At 62.8% G+C, this 16,506-nt stretch carries 14 protein-coding genes; 5 read left to right on the forward strand and 9 right to left on the reverse strand.

All coding sequences use genetic code 11. The features are described from left to right. The 6 genes from QRN04_RS14335 to QRN04_RS14360 form a co-directional block, all read right to left on the reverse strand. The coding region (locus QRN04_RS14335) for a PAS domain-containing protein (protein ID WP_284976699.1) at positions 1–1,034 on the reverse strand (1,034 nt) is incomplete at its 3' end. 73 nt (positions 1,035–1,107) lie between these two features. Further along, complete coding sequence (locus tag QRN04_RS14340) at positions 1,108–2,664, reverse strand: long-chain-fatty-acid--CoA ligase (RefSeq protein WP_284976700.1); 1,557 nt, start codon at positions 2,662–2,664, stop codon at positions 1,108–1,110. After that, positions 2,661–3,275: a TetR/AcrR family transcriptional regulator gene (locus tag QRN04_RS14345; RefSeq protein ID WP_284976701.1), complete on the reverse strand. Its 615-nt coding sequence runs from the start codon at positions 3,273–3,275 to the stop codon at positions 2,661–2,663. Before QRN04_RS14345 ends, QRN04_RS14340 begins: the two co-directional genes overlap by 4 nt. 8 nt (positions 3,276–3,283) lie before the next feature. After that, positions 3,284–5,398 carry a 3-hydroxyacyl-CoA dehydrogenase NAD-binding domain-containing protein gene (locus QRN04_RS14350; RefSeq protein ID WP_284976702.1) on the reverse strand — a complete coding sequence of 705 codons (2,115 nt, stop codon included), beginning with the start codon at positions 5,396–5,398 and terminating at the stop codon, positions 3,284–3,286. A 26-nt stretch (positions 5,399–5,424) separates the two neighbouring features. Further along, a complete protein-coding gene (locus QRN04_RS14355; protein ID WP_284976703.1) occupies positions 5,425–6,612 on the reverse strand; it encodes an acyl-CoA dehydrogenase family protein in 1,188 nt (395 codons plus the stop codon). A gap of 163 nt (positions 6,613–6,775) precedes the next feature. Continuing rightward, positions 6,776–7,060 (reverse strand): phospholipase domain-containing protein, encoded by a 285-nt coding sequence (locus QRN04_RS14360; RefSeq protein ID WP_350224942.1) that lies wholly within the window; start codon positions 7,058–7,060, stop codon positions 6,776–6,778. Between the two features lie 270 nt (positions 7,061–7,330). Between QRN04_RS14360 and QRN04_RS14365 the strand changes: the two genes are divergently transcribed. The 3 genes from QRN04_RS14365 (at position 7,331) to QRN04_RS14375 (ending at position 12,955) form a co-directional block, all read left to right on the forward strand. After that, on the forward strand, positions 7,331–8,428 hold the full coding sequence (locus QRN04_RS14365; protein WP_284976704.1) for an ATP-binding response regulator: 1,098 nt from the start codon (positions 7,331–7,333) through the stop codon (positions 8,426–8,428). Positions 8,429–8,618: 190 nt separating this feature from the next. Further along, on the forward strand, positions 8,619–12,050 hold the full coding sequence (locus QRN04_RS14370) for a response regulator (RefSeq protein WP_284976705.1): 3,432 nt from the start codon (positions 8,619–8,621) through the stop codon (positions 12,048–12,050). Beyond that, on the forward strand, positions 12,047–12,955 hold the full coding sequence (locus QRN04_RS14375; protein ID WP_284976706.1) for a GGDEF domain-containing protein: 909 nt from the start codon (positions 12,047–12,049) through the stop codon (positions 12,953–12,955). The genes QRN04_RS14370 and QRN04_RS14375 overlap by 4 nt, the downstream gene beginning before the upstream one ends. A 145-nt stretch (positions 12,956–13,100) precedes the next feature. Here the strand turns inward: QRN04_RS14375 and QRN04_RS14380 are convergent, their stop codons facing one another. Further along, complete coding sequence (locus QRN04_RS14380; RefSeq protein ID WP_284976707.1) at positions 13,101–13,838, reverse strand: GAF and ANTAR domain-containing protein; 738 nt, start codon at positions 13,836–13,838, stop codon at positions 13,101–13,103. A gap of 133 nt (positions 13,839–13,971) precedes the next feature. Here QRN04_RS14380 and QRN04_RS14385 point away from each other — a divergent pair, with 133 nt between their 5' ends. Next, positions 13,972–14,169 (forward strand): hypothetical protein, encoded by a 198-nt coding sequence (locus tag QRN04_RS14385; protein WP_284976708.1) that lies wholly within the window; start codon positions 13,972–13,974, stop codon positions 14,167–14,169. 168 nt (positions 14,170–14,337) lie between these two features. Next, positions 14,338–14,760 carry a DUF1003 domain-containing protein gene (locus tag QRN04_RS14390; protein WP_284976709.1) on the forward strand — a complete coding sequence of 141 codons (423 nt, stop codon included), beginning with the start codon at positions 14,338–14,340 and terminating at the stop codon, positions 14,758–14,760. 69 nt (positions 14,761–14,829) lie between these two features. Here the strand turns inward: QRN04_RS14390 and QRN04_RS14395 are convergent, their stop codons facing one another. Together QRN04_RS14395 and QRN04_RS14400 are read right to left on the reverse strand one after the other, a co-directional pair. Next, a complete protein-coding gene (locus QRN04_RS14395) occupies positions 14,830–15,132 on the reverse strand; it encodes a hypothetical protein (RefSeq protein WP_284976710.1) in 303 nt (100 codons plus the stop codon). 397 nt (positions 15,133–15,529) lie between these two features. Beyond that, complete coding sequence (locus tag QRN04_RS14400) at positions 15,530–16,435, reverse strand: LysR substrate-binding domain-containing protein (RefSeq protein WP_284976711.1); 906 nt, start codon at positions 16,433–16,435, stop codon at positions 15,530–15,532. Positions 16,436–16,506: the final 71 nt, after the last annotated feature.

Below are 16,506 nucleotides of genomic sequence, written 5' to 3' on the forward strand. Positions count from 1 at the left end.
AAACCAGCTGACCCGCACGGGGTCGAGAAACTCCACCACTCAGCGGGACGTGACCATCCTTCGAATCCAACAGCGTTCCCCGCGCTGTCGCGCAACGGGCTGCCGGAAACCTCTACAACAACGGTGGTGCCATTCTTCCGCCGGCAAACTGATTCAAGGCCGGACCATGAGCCGTCCTCAGACTCACTGGCAACCCTATCTCGCACCGCCGCGGCCAAGTCATCACCAGCAATCACCAGGCTGAAGTGCAGGCCCACCAGCTCGGCAGAATCATACCCGGTCAAATCCCGGCACGCCGGACTGCAAAAGATAAACCGCCCGTCTGGCCCGGTAGCCCACAACCATTCCCGGCTCGCGGTCGACATCGTATCGATCAGCCGTGCCATTCGGAATGCTTCACCCCGCTCCCGCTGCTGCTGGCGCACGAGAGCCCAGGCCGCCCAGAGGACGACGGGAATGAGTGCCAGCGCCAGAAGGTACAGAACCCACGAGGAATCGTCAAAAACCATCCACGGTTCATCCCCAAAGAGATGAGGAACACTGATCGACACGGCCACCCCGGCTTCGAGTCCGATCAAAACCAGCAGCCAGTGTCCCAGCCGCCCCGGCAAAACACTCTGATGGCGCCGGAAGCCAAGCCGCTCCTCAGGCATCCAAACCAGCCCTAAGTGGCCGCGTTGCTGACGTGCTCGTGTCGCTATCCTGGCTGTCCTGCCCCATGGATCCCCAACATCCCCCAAATGAATGATCAGTCTCCTGACAACCGCTATCGTGCCATTCCAGCACGCGAACACATAGCTTTTCAGTGAAACGCTTTTCAAGACTTCTTGCGGAGTGGCGAGCGATCGGTTCTTCAGGGTGCCAGTTCCATATCGGGCGGCCGCTTCATGCCCCAAGAACTCCAAACGTCGGACGCCCGGCAAGGCCCGCGTGAAGGCAGGATACTCATCAGCACGCCCGACCGAAGGCCGCAGGCGAAACGGTGCTGAGCCGCTGAACAGTTCCAGCCCTGAGATCGAGGAGATTTGCCCCACCCAGGCCGGTTTCTTCCCAAAGTTCCTCAAGCGCCCGACGCTCCGGCTTCAAGGCGGGTGTGGCTGCGGTCCTTCAGGCCTGGTTTTGTTCGCCGAGGCCCACAGTCCGGCGCAGTTCCCTTTTGAGCACTTTGTGGCTGGGGCCCAAAGGAAACTCGCCGACGAACCGGATGTGGCGGGGGTATTTGTATTTGGCAAGGTGCTCTTGGCTCCAGTCGATGATGTCCTGCGCGCTGGGTGCGTTGTCCGCGTGGGCAGGATCCAGGACAACGACCGCGCACACTTCCTCGCCCCGCAACTCGTCCGGGATGCCGATGACGGCGACCTGGGCGATCGCGGGGTGACGGGAGAGGACCTCTTCGACCTCCCGCGGGTAGACGTTGTAGCCCGAGCGGATGATGACGTCCTTGGTCCGGTCGACTACATAGATGAACCCGTCCTCGTCCATGGTTCCGAGGTCCCCGGTACGGAACCAGCCCTCCACCATTGCTTGCTGCGTGGCTTGCGGGTTGTTGAGGTAGCCGGCGAAGACGTTGTGGCCGCGGACCAAGATCTCTCCGAGCTCACCGGTTGGCACGGGAACCACTCGTTCGGGTACCCGGTGATCGCCGATCTGGACCTCCACACCCCAGATGGCCTGTCCGACGCTTCCGGGCCGGACGCCTGAGTGCGGGGTATTGGTGCTGACCACCGGGGATGTTTCGGACAGTCCGTAGCCTTCATAGATGGTGGCGTTGAACGTGGAATTGAACTTTTCCATGACGGCCAGGGGCAGCGCTGCGCCCCCAGAGACGCACAGCCGCAGTGACGGCAGTTCAGGTCTGCCTTCGGCGGCGCTAAGCAGCTGCATGTACATGGTGGGGACGCCGTGGAAGACGTTCACATCGTGGGCGGCCATCAGCTCCAGCGCTGCCTCGCCGGTGAACCGTGGCAACAGAACGAGAGTGCCGCCGAGCCGGAACAGTGCGTTCATGCTGGCTGTTTGTCCGAAGACGTGGAACAGCGGAAGGCAACCGAGTGCGATGTCGCTGGTACGCACGTCGTTGGCGTCCACGGCCGATACGGTCGCGTTCATGACCATGTTCAGGTGCGTCAGGACGGCGCCTTTGGGCCGGCCCGTTGTGCCGGAGGTGTAGAAGATGACAGCCGGATCCTCCGCCTCCCGGGTAACGTAGCTGCCCAATTCGCGGTCGCCATCGGAGCGGAGGCGGGACACGTTGTCTTCTCCCTCGGGCACGGGGCCCACGAGCAGCACCGGGATTCCGGTCTCCTCGGCCGCCTGCCGCCCGATTGCGAGGAACGCGGCGTGGCAGACGAGGATTTTGGCGCCGCTGTCGCGGAGCACATGGATGACTTCCTCGACGGTCAGCAGCAGGTGCACGGGGACCACGACTCCGCCGGCAGCCTGCACGCCATAGTAGGCGGTGGGGAACTCTACGACGTTCGGGGACATGAGCGCCACGACGTCGCCCGGTCCGATTCCGGCTTGCTGGAGCTGCCCGGCGTAGCTGCGGGCGTGCTGCCACAGCCGCGAATAGGTGTACGACTGGCCGCCGCTTATGACGGCGGTCTTGTCCGGGTATTTGCGGGCCGATTCGGCGAGAATGGAGGCGAGCGATAAAGCGGTCATGGGTTCTGCTTTCTCGTGTTGTCGGGCCCGATTGTCGGACCATCGAGCAATGCGGTCAACGTGTTTTCGACGACAGCCCGTGCCTGTTCCACGGACTGCCCCAGGGAGTCCCTCAGCAGCTTCCAGGTCGCCCAGTCCGCGGCCGCGCAGATCGACAGGACCATGCGCGTTCGGCGTGCCGGGTCCAGCCCGGCCAGTTCAACTTCGAACAACCGTTCGACGTCGTTCCTGATCCGCTTAAGGTTCTCCTGCAAGTTCTGTTGCAACGCCGCGGAGAACGGACGCTGCAGATCGGCGGCACGGGCAAGCGGTGCGATGGCCTCCAGGACCGCAGCGCGCTGCAAGCTGTATGCCGCGACACGTTCCGCGAGAGGCAGCCCCGCTGGCACCGGCTTGAAAGCCTCGTCCTGTTCGGTGAGTTGGCGGGCGGCCGTGTTGGCCATGAGGGCTTCCATGTCCTTGTAGTGGTCCCACAGCGCACGGACAGAGACCCCTGCACGGGCCGCGATCTGCTTGGCGGACGGTTTGAGTTCCCCGTCGTTGATCAGCCCGATATGGGCGTCACTGATAATCCTGAGGGTCCGCCGGGCGCGGGCGGTTCGTCCATCCACAGCTGTCGTCATCCCCGCAGGCCCGCGGCCGAACCCACATCGTGGGCGGCTTCGGCCAAGAACCCGGCGGGCAGCAACGTTACATCCACGGTCTGCTCCGCGTAGAATCTCAGGCGTTCCGCGACGTAGCCGGTACCGACGTGGCCGGCGTACCACATGGGCCCGCCCCGGTATGCGGGCCAGTTGTAGCCTTTGGCCCAGATGACGTCGATGTCACCAGCCCGCTCCGCGATTCCCTCATCGAGGATGCGTGCGCCTTCGTTGATCATTGGAAAGAGCAACCGTTCGAGGATTTCGCGGTCTGAAATTTCCCGGCGGGATATGCCAAGGTTCCGTGAGATGTCCAGGATGAGCTGCTCAACCTCGGGATCATCACGCCTTTCCCGGCCCGCGTACGCGTAGTAGCCCGCACCGGTCTTCTGCCCGAACCGCCCGGCCTCACACAGCGCGTCCGCGGTCAGTGCGGTCCGACCCTCGGCCTTGCGGCTCCGCCAACCAATATCCAGACCCGCCATGTCACCCATCTCAAACGGCCCCATCCGGAAGCCGAAGCCTTTCAGGACTCTGTCCACCTGGCCCGGCAGGGCACCCTCGAGCAGCAGCTGCTCGGCCTGCAACGAACGCACCTCAAGCATCCGGTTCCCGACGAAACCATGGCAGACGCGAACGACCACGGGTGTCTTCCCCATCCGGCGGGCGGTGGCGAAACCTGTGGCGAGCGCCGCAGTGTCGGTCGCTGCTCCGCGGACCACCTCAACCAGCGGCATCACGTTCGCCGGGCTGAAAAAGTGCAGACCCAGCATTCGGCCGGGAAGGCGCGTTTCTGCTGCAATCCCGTCGATGCTCAGGTAGGAGGTGTTGGAGGCGAGGACGCAGTCGGGGCGCACGTGACGGTCCAGAGTTGCGAAGATTTCCTGCTTGACCTGCAGGTCCTCGAAGGCTGCCTCAATGACAAGGTCGGCGTCGGCGAGGTCCGCGTAGTCCAGGCTGCCCGTGATCAGCGACTTCAGGCGTGCTGCGTCGTCTTGGGTCCGGCTGCCGCGGGAGACCGAGATGGCAAGGTTCTTCTCGATCTGTGCCAGGCCGCGGTCCAGTGCGGATCGTTCCGCCTCCACAACGGTGACGGGGATGGCCGCCCCTGCCAGGGCCATGGCGATCCCGCCGCCCATGGTCCCGGCACCGATGACGCCTGCACGCCGGACGGTCCTCGCCGCGTCCGGACTGAGATCAGTGGGTTTGCGCGCTGCCCGCTCAGCGGTAAAGAGGTGGCGCTGGGCTGCCGATTCAGGGCTCTTGAGTCGTTCCTCGAACTTCGTCCGCTCAACGTCCGCTCCGCGGTCAAACGACTGTTCGATACTGGTCGCCATAGCCTCAATCGCGGCCTGGGCAGCATAAGGGTCCTTGGCCTTGCGCAGCGCGTCCGCAGACAGGCGCCTCACGGTCCCGGGTGTGGCCGCGGCCTCAGCAATTCTGCCGGCCCGGTCACGGGTCCGCTCCGCTGTGCGCGTGGCCACGAAATCGGCAGCCCAGCGCACGGTCTTCGGCGAGCCTGGATCGTCGATCAGCGCATCGACCAGGCCGTCCCGGAGCGCTTCGGAGGCGGATACTTGTTTGCCGGTGAGGATCATTTCCAGGGCACGTTCCGGTCCAACCAGGCGGGGCAGGCGCCCCGTTCCGCCGGCTCCGGGCAGCAATCCAAGGGTGATCTCCGGCAGGCCGAGGCGCGCCGTCGGCGCGGCGATCCGGGCGTGGGCGGCCATCGCCAGCTCCAGGCCCCCGCCCAAGGCTACGCCGGTGATTCCTGCGATGACAGGTTTCGGGAACTCTTCGACCAACGCCACCAGCTCCCCGAGATCCGGTTCGGCGGGCCGGCTGTCGCGTCCGGGGGTGCCAAATTCGGGGCTGTTGAATTCGGTAATGTCCGCCCCGGCCGAGAATGCTTGGGGCTGGCCGAGCAAAAGGACAGCAGTGACGGCTGGATCCCCGGCGAGCCTTTCGAGCGCATCGCTCAGTGCCCCGCGCAACTCCCGGCCTAATGCGTTTACCCGGCCGTGGTTCATGGTGATTCGTGCGACGCCGTCAACGATGTCGACGGCGACGATCCGGTGTGCTGGTTCGGTCATGATGTCCCTGACCCCTCTGTAGGTACTTATTTGAATGCGGAGATGCCGGTGATGTCCCGGCCGACCAGCAGGGATTGAATGGAGTCAGTTCCCTCGTAGGTGCTGACGACATCCATGTCCGTCATGTGCCGGGCCACATGCCGTTCGAGCAGGATGCCGTTGCCGGCCAGCACGTCGCGGGCCTCGGCGCATATCCACTTGGCTTTCTGCGCCGTGGACATCTTCACCATGGAAGCCATCGGGCTGGTCAACCGGCCGGTTTCGGCAAGCTCGGCCATCCGGTGGCACATCAACTGCATGGCTGTCAGCTCGCTGAGCATGTTGGCGAGCTTGTTCTGCACCAACTGGAACGAACCGATCGGCCGGCCGAACTGCTCCCGCTCCAGGGCATAACGGGCGGCAATCTGGTAGGCGGCCATGCCGTGGCCCATCGCCTCCCACGCGGCCCCGCCCCGAGTCGCGGTGAGAACCCGGGTGACATCCTTGAATGAGTCACAGTTCTCCAGCCGGTTTTCGGCCGGGACCCTCACGCCGTCGAGGACAATGTCAGCCTGCTGTATTGCACGCTTGCCGATCTTGCCCGTGATCACGGTGGGCCTGTAACCGGCCGGGTGCTCGCCGTCGTCGCCCCTTTCCAGCACGAACGCCTTCACCTTGGCGTCGGCATCATCGCGGGCGAACACGATGACGACGTCAGCCATGTATCCGTTGCCGATCCACCGCTTGTGTCCGTTGAGGACATAGCTGTCACCCTCCCGGCGGGCGCTGGTTTCCAGGGCCACCGAATCCGAGCCGTGCAGCGGTTCGGTGAGCGCGAACGCGCCGATTTTCGACAGGATTGCCATGGAGGGCAGCCAGCGCTGGCGCTGAGCCTCATTGCCGAGCATATTGATCGCGCCCATGGCCAAGGACGAATGAACGCCGATGAAAGTATTGATGGAACCGTCCCCGCGCGCTATCTCGCGGGCAACGATTCCGGCCGCCCTGCGGCTCAAGCCCGGGCAGCCGTATCCCTCGATCGTGCCGCCGATAATCCCGAGTCGGACCAGCCCCGGTAACACCTCGGTAGGGAATTCCGCGCGTTCCCAGTAGTCATTGATGACCGGAAGGATGTCCGATTCCACGTAGGAACGGACCGTGTCCCGCAGCCCCCGCTCCTTGGGTGTCAGTTCATCATCAAGCAGGAAATAGTCGCTGTTCACATCCGCTCGCATCAACGCGTGGCCCCTTCGCCTCGGGTTCCATAAGTGAGGTCTAGATCACACTCACCTAACAATATGCATAGTAACTGCAAATTGTTCAGACCCCAAGGGCAAAGTGGAGGACAGCTCTCTCAGCCCGCGCCGACACCGGCGCTAGGCGCCGATGCGGGTTCGGTTACCGACCCAACTGGGGATCGCTCGTTAGCGGACTCCCGTTTTCCAGCCGGCCCGCCAGGACCCGGACAAGCTTCGGGTCAGCGGCGGAGGTGACGGTCAGGTCATACCAACCGCCTTGGGCCGGGATAACGACCACCTTGTCCTCGCCCCGTGTGAGCGAGACCGTTTGGGAACCAGCGCCGTAAGCGTCCGTCACAGTCAGGGTTACCCCTGTGGCGCCGTCGTTCTCAATCCTGAACTGTGCGTGGGGCGATTTGCCATTGGCGGTGACCGTTACGCGGATGTCCGCGGCATTCGTTGTGCCCGCGAGGCGCCGGCCTGAAAAGCGTCAGGAGTAAGTTCGCCCAATCAGTTCTGGACACCCTCAGCGCGGGAGTCTAATTCCGTGCTGGGCGCGACTAGACTCGGGCAGGACGGGGCTGCACAGCCGCCGTTACCGGCGTGGCGTGGCCGACGTGTCCGTTGACTTCAGTGTTCGTGATCCGCGCGGTCGCTTTGTTGGAAGATACGGTGACCCTGCTGGCCACAATGTCGCGCGAAATGGGGAGGACGCATGGGCAGACCCGGGGAGTCTCTAAAGGTGCTCGTCGTCGACGATGATCCCGGGTCCTTGCTGGTCGCCCAAGCTGCCGTGGAACAGTCCGGGCATGAATGCTTCACGGCCGCCGATGGCGATACCGCGTGGGACCTGTACCAGACGCGCCGCCCGCACGTGGTAGTAACGGACCTGCAGATGCCAGGGATGGATGGACTAAGTCTGTGCCGCGCTATCCGTTCCGCCGACGGAGACGCCTATACATACGTGGTGCTCGTGACCTCCCATGGTTCCCGGGAGGATGTCCTCCTCGGCATGGAGGCTGGAGCCGATGATTATGTCACCAAACCCTTGGATCCCTTCCTCCTGCATACTCGCCTCCTCGCCGCTCACCGCGTGACAGCCCTGCACGCCGACCTCGCTGACGCCTTGGGTGCCGCAACAGCGAGTAACGAGAGGCTGGCCGCCTTCACCGGAAGGGTCAGCCACGACCTCCGTACCCCTCTAACGACGATCCTTGGATACGTGGAACTGGCGTCCACGGACCCCGCCCCTCCTCCGAACGAGACCTCGGCGTACCTGGAAATAGTAGGTTCGAGTGGTCGCAGAATGCTGTCCATGGTTGAGGAACTTCTCTCATTCGCCTCCATCGGTGGCTCTCTGGAGAGGAAGCAGCTTTCGCTGGCAAAGTTGGTGGAGGAGGTCACGGCTGACTTAAGCCTCGGGTTAGGTGAAGCGGGTGCGGTGATCGAATGTGAGGACTTTGCCTTCGATGCTGACGAGGCACAAATGCGCACCGCGCTGCAAAATCTCATTCAAAACGCGGTCGCCTATGCCTGTTCCGGAGTTCGTCCGGCGATTCGAGTCCAAGGCCAGCCAACCAGTACCGGCGCCGTAGTGCAGGTGATGGACAACGGTAAGGGAATCACCCCAGGGGACCGCAGCCGCGTAGTGGAGCCGCTGGTCCGTCTACGCCGGGATGGGGATCCGCCCGGGTCTGGGTTGGGGTTGGCGACGTGTGCCCGCATCGCAGCAGCCCACAAGGGGCGCCTGGAAATTTCAGGTAACCCTGGTGAAGGGACCACCGTGAGCCTTTTTCTCGGTCAGCCAGACTAACGATAGGAACCCGTATCGCACCTGCCATGCACTACGCTCGGCCTCGGCTGAATCGCCGATTAGCCGGCACATGAAGCACTTGGCGTGGCCTTGAGAGCTATATTTTGAGTGTGCGTCTCCGCCCGGCTCTTCGGGCGGCCCGGGTCTCAGGTTCGTGCGGGTGAGAGATGCTCTATTGGGAGGGCTCCACGTGTCTCAGAACGATCTCCTCAGACCGCGACGGCGGATCGGCGGACGCATGGCCCGGGTCGTTGGGCTCGTTGTATTCACTGCCATGCTCCTTGGGGTGCTGGCGTTATATTTCGTCTGGAACAACGGAACGGCGCAGGCCAAGGTAACAGGTGACTTTTGCATCCTTGCTGCCGCCCTGACAGCCGGTCTCAGCTGCAGCGTGGCCGCCCGGAGGGGTGAGAATGCCCGGGCGTGGTCCCTTCTGGCTGTGGCCGCCTTTACGTGGGCTGGGGGCCAAGCGATCTGGACGGTCTTCGGTCTCACCAACAACAACACGTACCCGTTTCCCTCGATCGCCGACGTCCTGTTCCTCGCGTACTCCATACCTGCCGCCGCCGCACTGTTCAGCTTCAAGCGGCCAGCCGGGACCACCAGGGTGGGCTGGGTCAGGGCAGCTCTTGATGCCTCGGTGATCGCGGGCTCGGTCCTGGCGGTCAACTGGTACACGGCACTCGGGCCGGCATTAAGCTCCGAAGGTGACTTCCTGACGGTGCTCGTCAGTTCGGCCTACCCCGTGGTGGATGTGGTCATGACATCCCTGGTGCTGGTGCTCGCCATGCGCCGGCAGCCAGGAGAACGCCTCCCCTGGCTATGCTTCGGCGGCGGATTGCTCGCGCTCACCATCACCGACAGCACCTACATCAGGCTCACGTTCGACGGCGTCACTGGAGTAACAGGTTCCCCCCTGGCACTGGGGTGGATCGGTGCTTTCCTCCTGATTGCGCTTGCACCACTGGTCCCCTACGCGCAAAAGCCGCAGCCCGAGCGCAAGGCATTCGCTCTGGCCTTGGAACTGCTCCCCTACGTCCCCATCATGGTGGCGCTGGTGGTCGTTGCCGGGCCGCATGTTCAGGAACTCGGTCCGTTCCTGCTGGTGGTGGCCAGGGCAACGGTCGTCCTCATCCTGATCCGCCAGGTGCTGATTGTCGTTCAGAACATCACTCTGACTACGGGGCTGGAACGGGAAGTAGCCTCACGGACTGCGGAGCTTGAGGGCTTGGGCGCGATTGTGAATTCCTCCACGGATGCCATCATGAGCACCTCCCCGCAAGGAGCCATCATTAGCTGGAATCCCGGTGCGGAGCGGCAGTATGGCTACCCTGCCGAGGAGGCCATCGGCCGCGACATACGCATGCTCCTGCCCGGGGGAAGCGCGGACGGGACGGAGGAGATGTTCGGTCGGCTCCGGGAGAGCCGCGACGCGATGAACTTTGAAACCGAACACGTAGGCAAGGACGGGTCTGTCATTCCGGTGTCCATGACGGTCTCGCCGATCCAAAAAGATGGAGACCTGCGAGGGATCGCCATCATCGCCAGGGACATCACCCGGCGCCGGGCCGCCGAAAACGAGCTGAAAGCGGCAAGGTCCGCCGCGCTGGAAGCAAGCAGGCTCAAGTCCGAATTCCTGGCCACCATGAGCCACGAAATCCGGACTCCGATGAATGGTGTTGTGGGACTGACTGCCCTCTTGCTCGACACCGCTTTGGATGAGACACAGAAGCAGTATGCGGAAGGAGTCAAAGGCGCCGGCGAGGCGCTGCTGGCCTTGATCAATGACATCCTTGATTTTTCCAAACTCGAGGCGGGCAAGGTTGAACTGGACCTGCGCCCCTTCGATCCCCGGCTCCTGGTGGAAGAGGTCGCAGGGCTGCTGGCCGAGCCGGCGCAGGCCAAGCGGTTGGAGCTCATCGCCTATTGCGAGCCCGACCTTCCCGGCAGGCTGATCGGAGACTCGGGCCGGATCCGCCAGATCCTATTGAACCTGGCTTCCAACGCCGTGAAGTTCACGGCCGCAGGAGAAGTGGCCATCCGGATTAGGACCGAAACACGTGACGCCCGGCCCGAATCGATTGCCATGGTGTACTTCGAAGTCCGGGATACAGGAATCGGCATCGAGCCCACGCAGCATGCACGGTTGTTCGAATCATTTTCCCAGGCTGATGCCTCGACCACCCGCCGGTATGGCGGAACCGGCTTGGGGCTCGCAATTTGCAGCCGCCTGACCACAGCCATGAACGGTGAGATCGGAATGGACAGCGTGCCTGGTGAAGGCAGTGTCTTCTGGTTCCGTATCCCGTTACCGGTGGCACCACCGTCCGCCGACCCCTTGCCGGCCGCGGGCTTCCTCACCGGTATGCGTGCACTGGTTGTGGACGACAACGCCACGAACCGCCTGGTGCTGGAGTCGCAGCTGCGCGGCTGGCGGCTGCAACCTCACGCCGTACCCGACGCAAAGACAGCGGTGGCCGTGGCCCGGGATGCGGCACAGCGGGGAGAACCTTACGACCTTGCGGTCCTGGACATGTGCATGCCTGAAACCAACGGCCTGGAACTGGCCCGGGCCTTCAAAGCTGATCCGGCCCTGGCCAGCATCGAGCTGATCATGCTCACCTCGACCATGCAGATCGACGGCTCCGCAATCGCCAACGCCGGGGTCCGGGAATGGCTGATGAAACCAGTCCGCAGCTCTGAGTTCTACAACCGGTTGATCCGCTTGATGTCCACCAGCGAACAACGGCCGCCGACCAAGAGGCTTACCAAGGCGGCCATGAGCGAGCCCTCCGCAACCGGTCCCTCCTACCGGGGACCCGTCCGCGGCCGCCTTCTCGTCGTCGAAGACAACGAAGTCAACCAGCTCGTGGCCCGCTCCACAGTGGCGAAGCTGGGCTACGACGTCGATGTCGTCCCCAACGGGGCCGACGCCGTTGCCGCCGTCGGAAAGGTTCAGTATGACGCTGTCCTGATGGACTGCCATATGCCGGTGATGGACGGATTCGAGGCTACCGGGATCATCCGGAGCCGCGAGAACGGAAACAGCAGGCTTCCCGTCATCGCCATGACTGCCGGTGCCCTCGACGGCGACCGGGAACGCTGCCTCGGCGCGGGCATGGACGATTACCTCGCCAAACCGGTCGACGCCGCCGAACTTGAAGCAGCGCTGGCCCGGTGGGTCCCGTATCAACGCACGCGCGCCGTGCCCGAGCGACCCCTGGCCGTGACCGGTGGTCATTCGGCTGTGGCCACCGAACCCGCGAGGCTGGGGCTCGACGAAAGCCGGCTGGCCATACTTCGCGACCTCGGACCTTCAGACGGAATGGGCCTGCTTCCCGCGGCGGCAGAAGCATTCCGGAAGGACATCCCGTCCCGGATTGCCTCCCTGCACCAAGCAATTACCGACAATGACGGCCCGGCGATGACCCGGACTGCCCACGCACTCAGGGGCGCCGCCGCCAACATCGGCGCCACCACCGCTGCAGCCCTATGCGGCGAGATCGAAGCAACCGCGCACAGCGGAAAATTCGACGACGTCCCTCAGCTCCTCAGCCGATTGGAAGCGGAGCTTGCAAACGTGAATATCGAACTCGAGCAGGCCTTGGATGGTGCGCGGTGAGGGTCCTCGTTGCAGATGACGACCCGGGATCGCTCCTGGTAGCGAAGGCCGCCGTCGACCGCTCCGGACACAGCTGTCTCACGGCGACAAACGGCGACGAGGCGTGGGCCCTGTTCCTGGAGCACCAGCCGGACGTAGTGGTTACGGACTGGATGATGCCCGGCCTGGACGGTCTGGCCCTGTGCCGGGCCATCCGGGCTCGGGACACAGACCTGTACACCTACCTGGTGCTACTGACCTCGCAAGGCTCCCGGGACGACATCCTCGCCGGGCTTCAAGCCGGCGCAGACGACTACGTCACCAAGCCATTGGACCCTTTTGTCCTGCACACCCGGCTGCTGGTGGCAAACCGGGTGACCACATTGCACGCCGACCTGGCCCATTACCGGAAGATGCTCGCACAGCAAGCCCGAACCGATCCCCTGACAGGCCTGAACAACAGGCTCAAACTCAGCGAAGACCTCACACAACTGCACGCGCGCAGCCAACGGTACGAGGAGGATTACTGCCTGGCCATGTGCGACGTCGACAATTTCAAAAGCTACAACGACATCTACGGACACCAGGCAGGTGACCAGGCGCTACGGGCCATCGGGGCAGCTCTCGCCAGCGTGGTTCGCAGCAGCGACGGTGTCTACCGGTACGGCGGCGAGGAATTCCTCCTCGTGCTGCCCAATCAGTCAAGACAGAGAGCCAATGACATGCTGGAACGGGCACTTCACGCCGTTGAGGCCCTGAACATCATCCATTCCGGGGACCCGACGGGCCACCTAACGATAAGCGCAGGAATATCGGCCTTCACCGCGGGGCATCACGGCGACGCCGACGCTGTACTTGGTGAGGCCGACACAGCCCTGTACACCGCCAAAGCAGAAGGCCGAAACCGGGTCGAGCTGGCACCGTAAAGCCGGGTACGCCGTCGTTAGCCGGTCGCGAACGGGACGCAATGCAGCAACGTGCCAGCGCCCAAATCGAAGCTGACCGCCGCGGCCACCACCTATAGGAGACAGCCTGGTGCTGGAAGTAAACGACAGTGACCTGCCCGCAACCCTAGTCTTCGAAGCGCAGGGGCCCGTCGGCTGCGCCGCCAAGGTTGGTGATGATGTCGGTGGCGACCTTGGAGACTTTTTCGTTCCGGTGGCTTGATGCTTTGGTGATGAACTTGAAGGCTTCTTCCTGGGTGCAGCGGCTCTGGGCCATGATGGCCCCGCAGGCAAGGTCGATGACAGTTCTGGTGGCCATCGCCGTTTTCAGGTCGGTATTGAGTTGTTCCACAGTTTCTATCCGGATCGCCAGGCGCAAGGCGCTGCCGGCCACGTGCGCGAACGCCGCGGCTTCATCGACGACTTCAGGGGTGAAGAGACCGGGCTTGGACGCGAAGAAGTTCAGGACCGCTTCGGAGGACTCGCCCAGGTCCATAGGAACACCCAAAGCACTCCTGCATCCCTCGGCGGCCAGCGCTCGACTGTACTCAGGCCATGACACATCGGTTTCGACGTCGTCCAGCAACAGCGGCCTGCCCTGATCCAGGGCATCCAAGCACGGTCCCTGACCGAGGTTTTGTTCGATGTGGTCCAGGAGGACTGCCTTGTCGCTGCTGCCCGCAACCGTCGCCGTGCGTTTACGTCGGCGCAGGGTCAGTGCGCAGTCGATGTGATCCCCCGCGGCCCGGCTCATCGCGGTGGACGCGAAGCCTGTCACTCCCTGCAGGATGGCTTTGATGTCGGCTGTTCCGGTGACCAGTTCGTGGAGACTCAGGATCTGGTCTGTGTGTACGGGGGTTTCCATGAGCCCATGGTAGGTCCATTCTTCCCCCCGGCCCCGTTGTTCCGGAAAGCTGCTCCATGTAACGTAATTACTAAGCAAGCTGATTATTCAGTCTGCGCAGGAGGCCCCGCCGATAGTACTGGGATATCAGGAGATGAACGACCCGAGGAAAAAAGCACGAGACCTGCTCGAACAAGAGAACCTCACGCTTGAACGGTTATGGATCAAATACTGGGCCGAAGGCGGAAACGCCGGTCGGCTGGAACTGGACGCCTACGTGCACGAAGCACTGAAGCCGCACCCCTTCGAACTCACCCTCCTGGCCTGGGCCATGGAGGACCTTCACCCCTGACGGGCCACCGGGCATCAACCCCAGCCCAAGCCCCGCCCGCGGCGCAGTTTTGCGACCTGATTGGCCGGCATACGTCCCGTCAAACCGCCTTCACCTGACCGCCAGTACAAAGCATCGGCAGCATCACCGAAGGGTCAACACTGGTTCGCCGGAGGACTAGTCTGAGACATGAGCGATCAGCAACAGACCTGGCACGACAGGCATAAGTCATCCCTCACCAAAGGCCAGCGAGCCGCTGACATCATGCGCAACGGGATGGGAAGCTGGCCTTTCGTTGGAAGCTTCATCGGCTTCATGATCATCTGGGCCGCAATCAACACCTGGGCGCTGGCGGCGAAGGCATGGGATCCATACCCCTACATCCTTTTGAACCTCCTGCTCTCCATGCTGGCTGGGCTCCAGGGTGCCATCCTTCTCATTGCCGCCAAACGCCAAGACGCCATTGCTGCCGCCATGGCCCAGCACGACTACGACACGAATCTGAGGGCGAAGGAGGAGATCGAACTGCTGATAGCCGTCAACCGCGAACAACTGGAAATCCTCCACGAACTCAAGAAGACGGCTGCCATTAGAAGCACTTCAACATCGTGAACCGTCCTCGCCCACCGGGACTTTGAGGTCAGCAGCAAGATGCCGGGCGGATTCAGAATCAACTTCCCTTTATGTTCCGGTCATGACGGCGAACAGGTCGATTACTGTTTCCTCAGGAGGGGCTGTAAACCCTCCTTCGATGCCCGCCTGCATGCGCGGGAGAAGGATTTCATCCCTGAATTTTTCCCAGCTCTCTTTCGATTCATGCACTGCCATGATCGTCCATCCGCCGGTGGAGGCACCTCCCGCATGGAAGGTTTGCCCCTCCGGCAGCTGACCCTCGCCAGGGTGGACAGCAGCAATCGAGGCAAGGTACTGCTCTTGGGTGCCACCTGGAAAGAAGTGAACAATTCCGTACGATGTAGTAGCCATCACTGCTCCTAGGTCGGACCGCCGTGGTCCATGCCGCCAGTCCTAGGCCCAGCCCCTAGCGATGTCAATAGTTCCCGAAGGCAGGCGTTTCGCATTGTTGCGGCCCTCTTCATTGCCGCCGCATCCAAGTGACCGCTACCCCGTCCAGCGTTGGCATAATGCTTCCTTCGCTAATGAATTGCGGGGACCGGGGTTCCGCTTCCGATGCCCACCAGCCACTCACGGGGCAGTGCTCCCCGGTGCGCCGGAGCCCAGGCATGCCGAAAGCCGTGCTGCGTCTTGTCTTCGCGAGAATTATGTTCTTCACCAGATACTCCAGTTTTCGAGTTGCACGATATGAAACAACGATGAATAACAGTAAACCGATCCCGGGTTACATCATCATCTCGCGAAGGTTTCAGCCTTGTAACTTGGAAGGGGCCAGACAATCGAGGAACAAATCGACGGACGGGTGACGGCTGGTTCCTTGCGCAGCATAGAGGGCTGTTTGGGGTCGTCCAGCGATGGGGCGGGTAATGACGCCGGGCATCTGAAAGCGGCTTACGGATTCGGGAAGGATGGAGATGCCGAGGCCAGCGGATACCAGTCCAAGAACCGTTTCCTGGTGGACGACTTGCTGGACAACCTGGGGAGACGTTTCCAGCTCCTCGAACAAGCGAAGTACTCGGGCTACGAATCCGGGCATGAGGCGGTAAGGGAAGAGGATCATCGGTTCACCCTCCAGGTCTTGAGGTTGGATTTCCGCGCGTGACGCCAGGGCATGCGTCTCTGGCAGCACGGCGGTGAGGTCTTCGGTACTGACCAAGTCCATGCGCAGTCCGGGTATCTCGCCTGGGTCACGAACCAGTCCGAGGTCCAAGTCGCCGTCGAGCAGCTGCTCGATCTGCTCGCCGCTGGTGAGAGGACTCAGCGCAAGCTCAACCCTGGGCCGCTGCTCGCGGAACCTCCGGATGGCCTCGGGGACGGTGGTGTAACTGGCCGAACTCACAAAGCCCAGCCGGATCCGACCGCTCATGCCGGCAGCCACGCTGGCAACGTCGTCGGCAGCTTCATCGAGTTCATTGACGGCTCCGTGGACGCGATGCCTGAACGCCACACCGGCGGGGGTCAGCGTCACCCTGCGCGTGGTGCGGTCAAACAGCTGAACGCCAAGTTCCCGCTCCAGCCGCCGGATGGCGACCGTCAGGGGCGGCTGCGTGAGGTGGAGACGTTCAGCCGCACGGCCGAAGTGGAGTTCCTCGGCAACTACAAGGAAGTACCGGAGCTGTCGTAGTTCCACAATGATTCTTTCGTTCGAAAGCAATAATCCTTACAAAAATGATATTGGACGCAGCACTTTTGTGAATGCGTAACTGGATGAAGCGATGTTACGAG

It is taken from the genome of Arthrobacter sp. efr-133-TYG-104 (genome assembly GCF_030208915.1).
GTDB lineage: Bacteria > Actinomycetota > Actinomycetes > Actinomycetales > Micrococcaceae > Arthrobacter.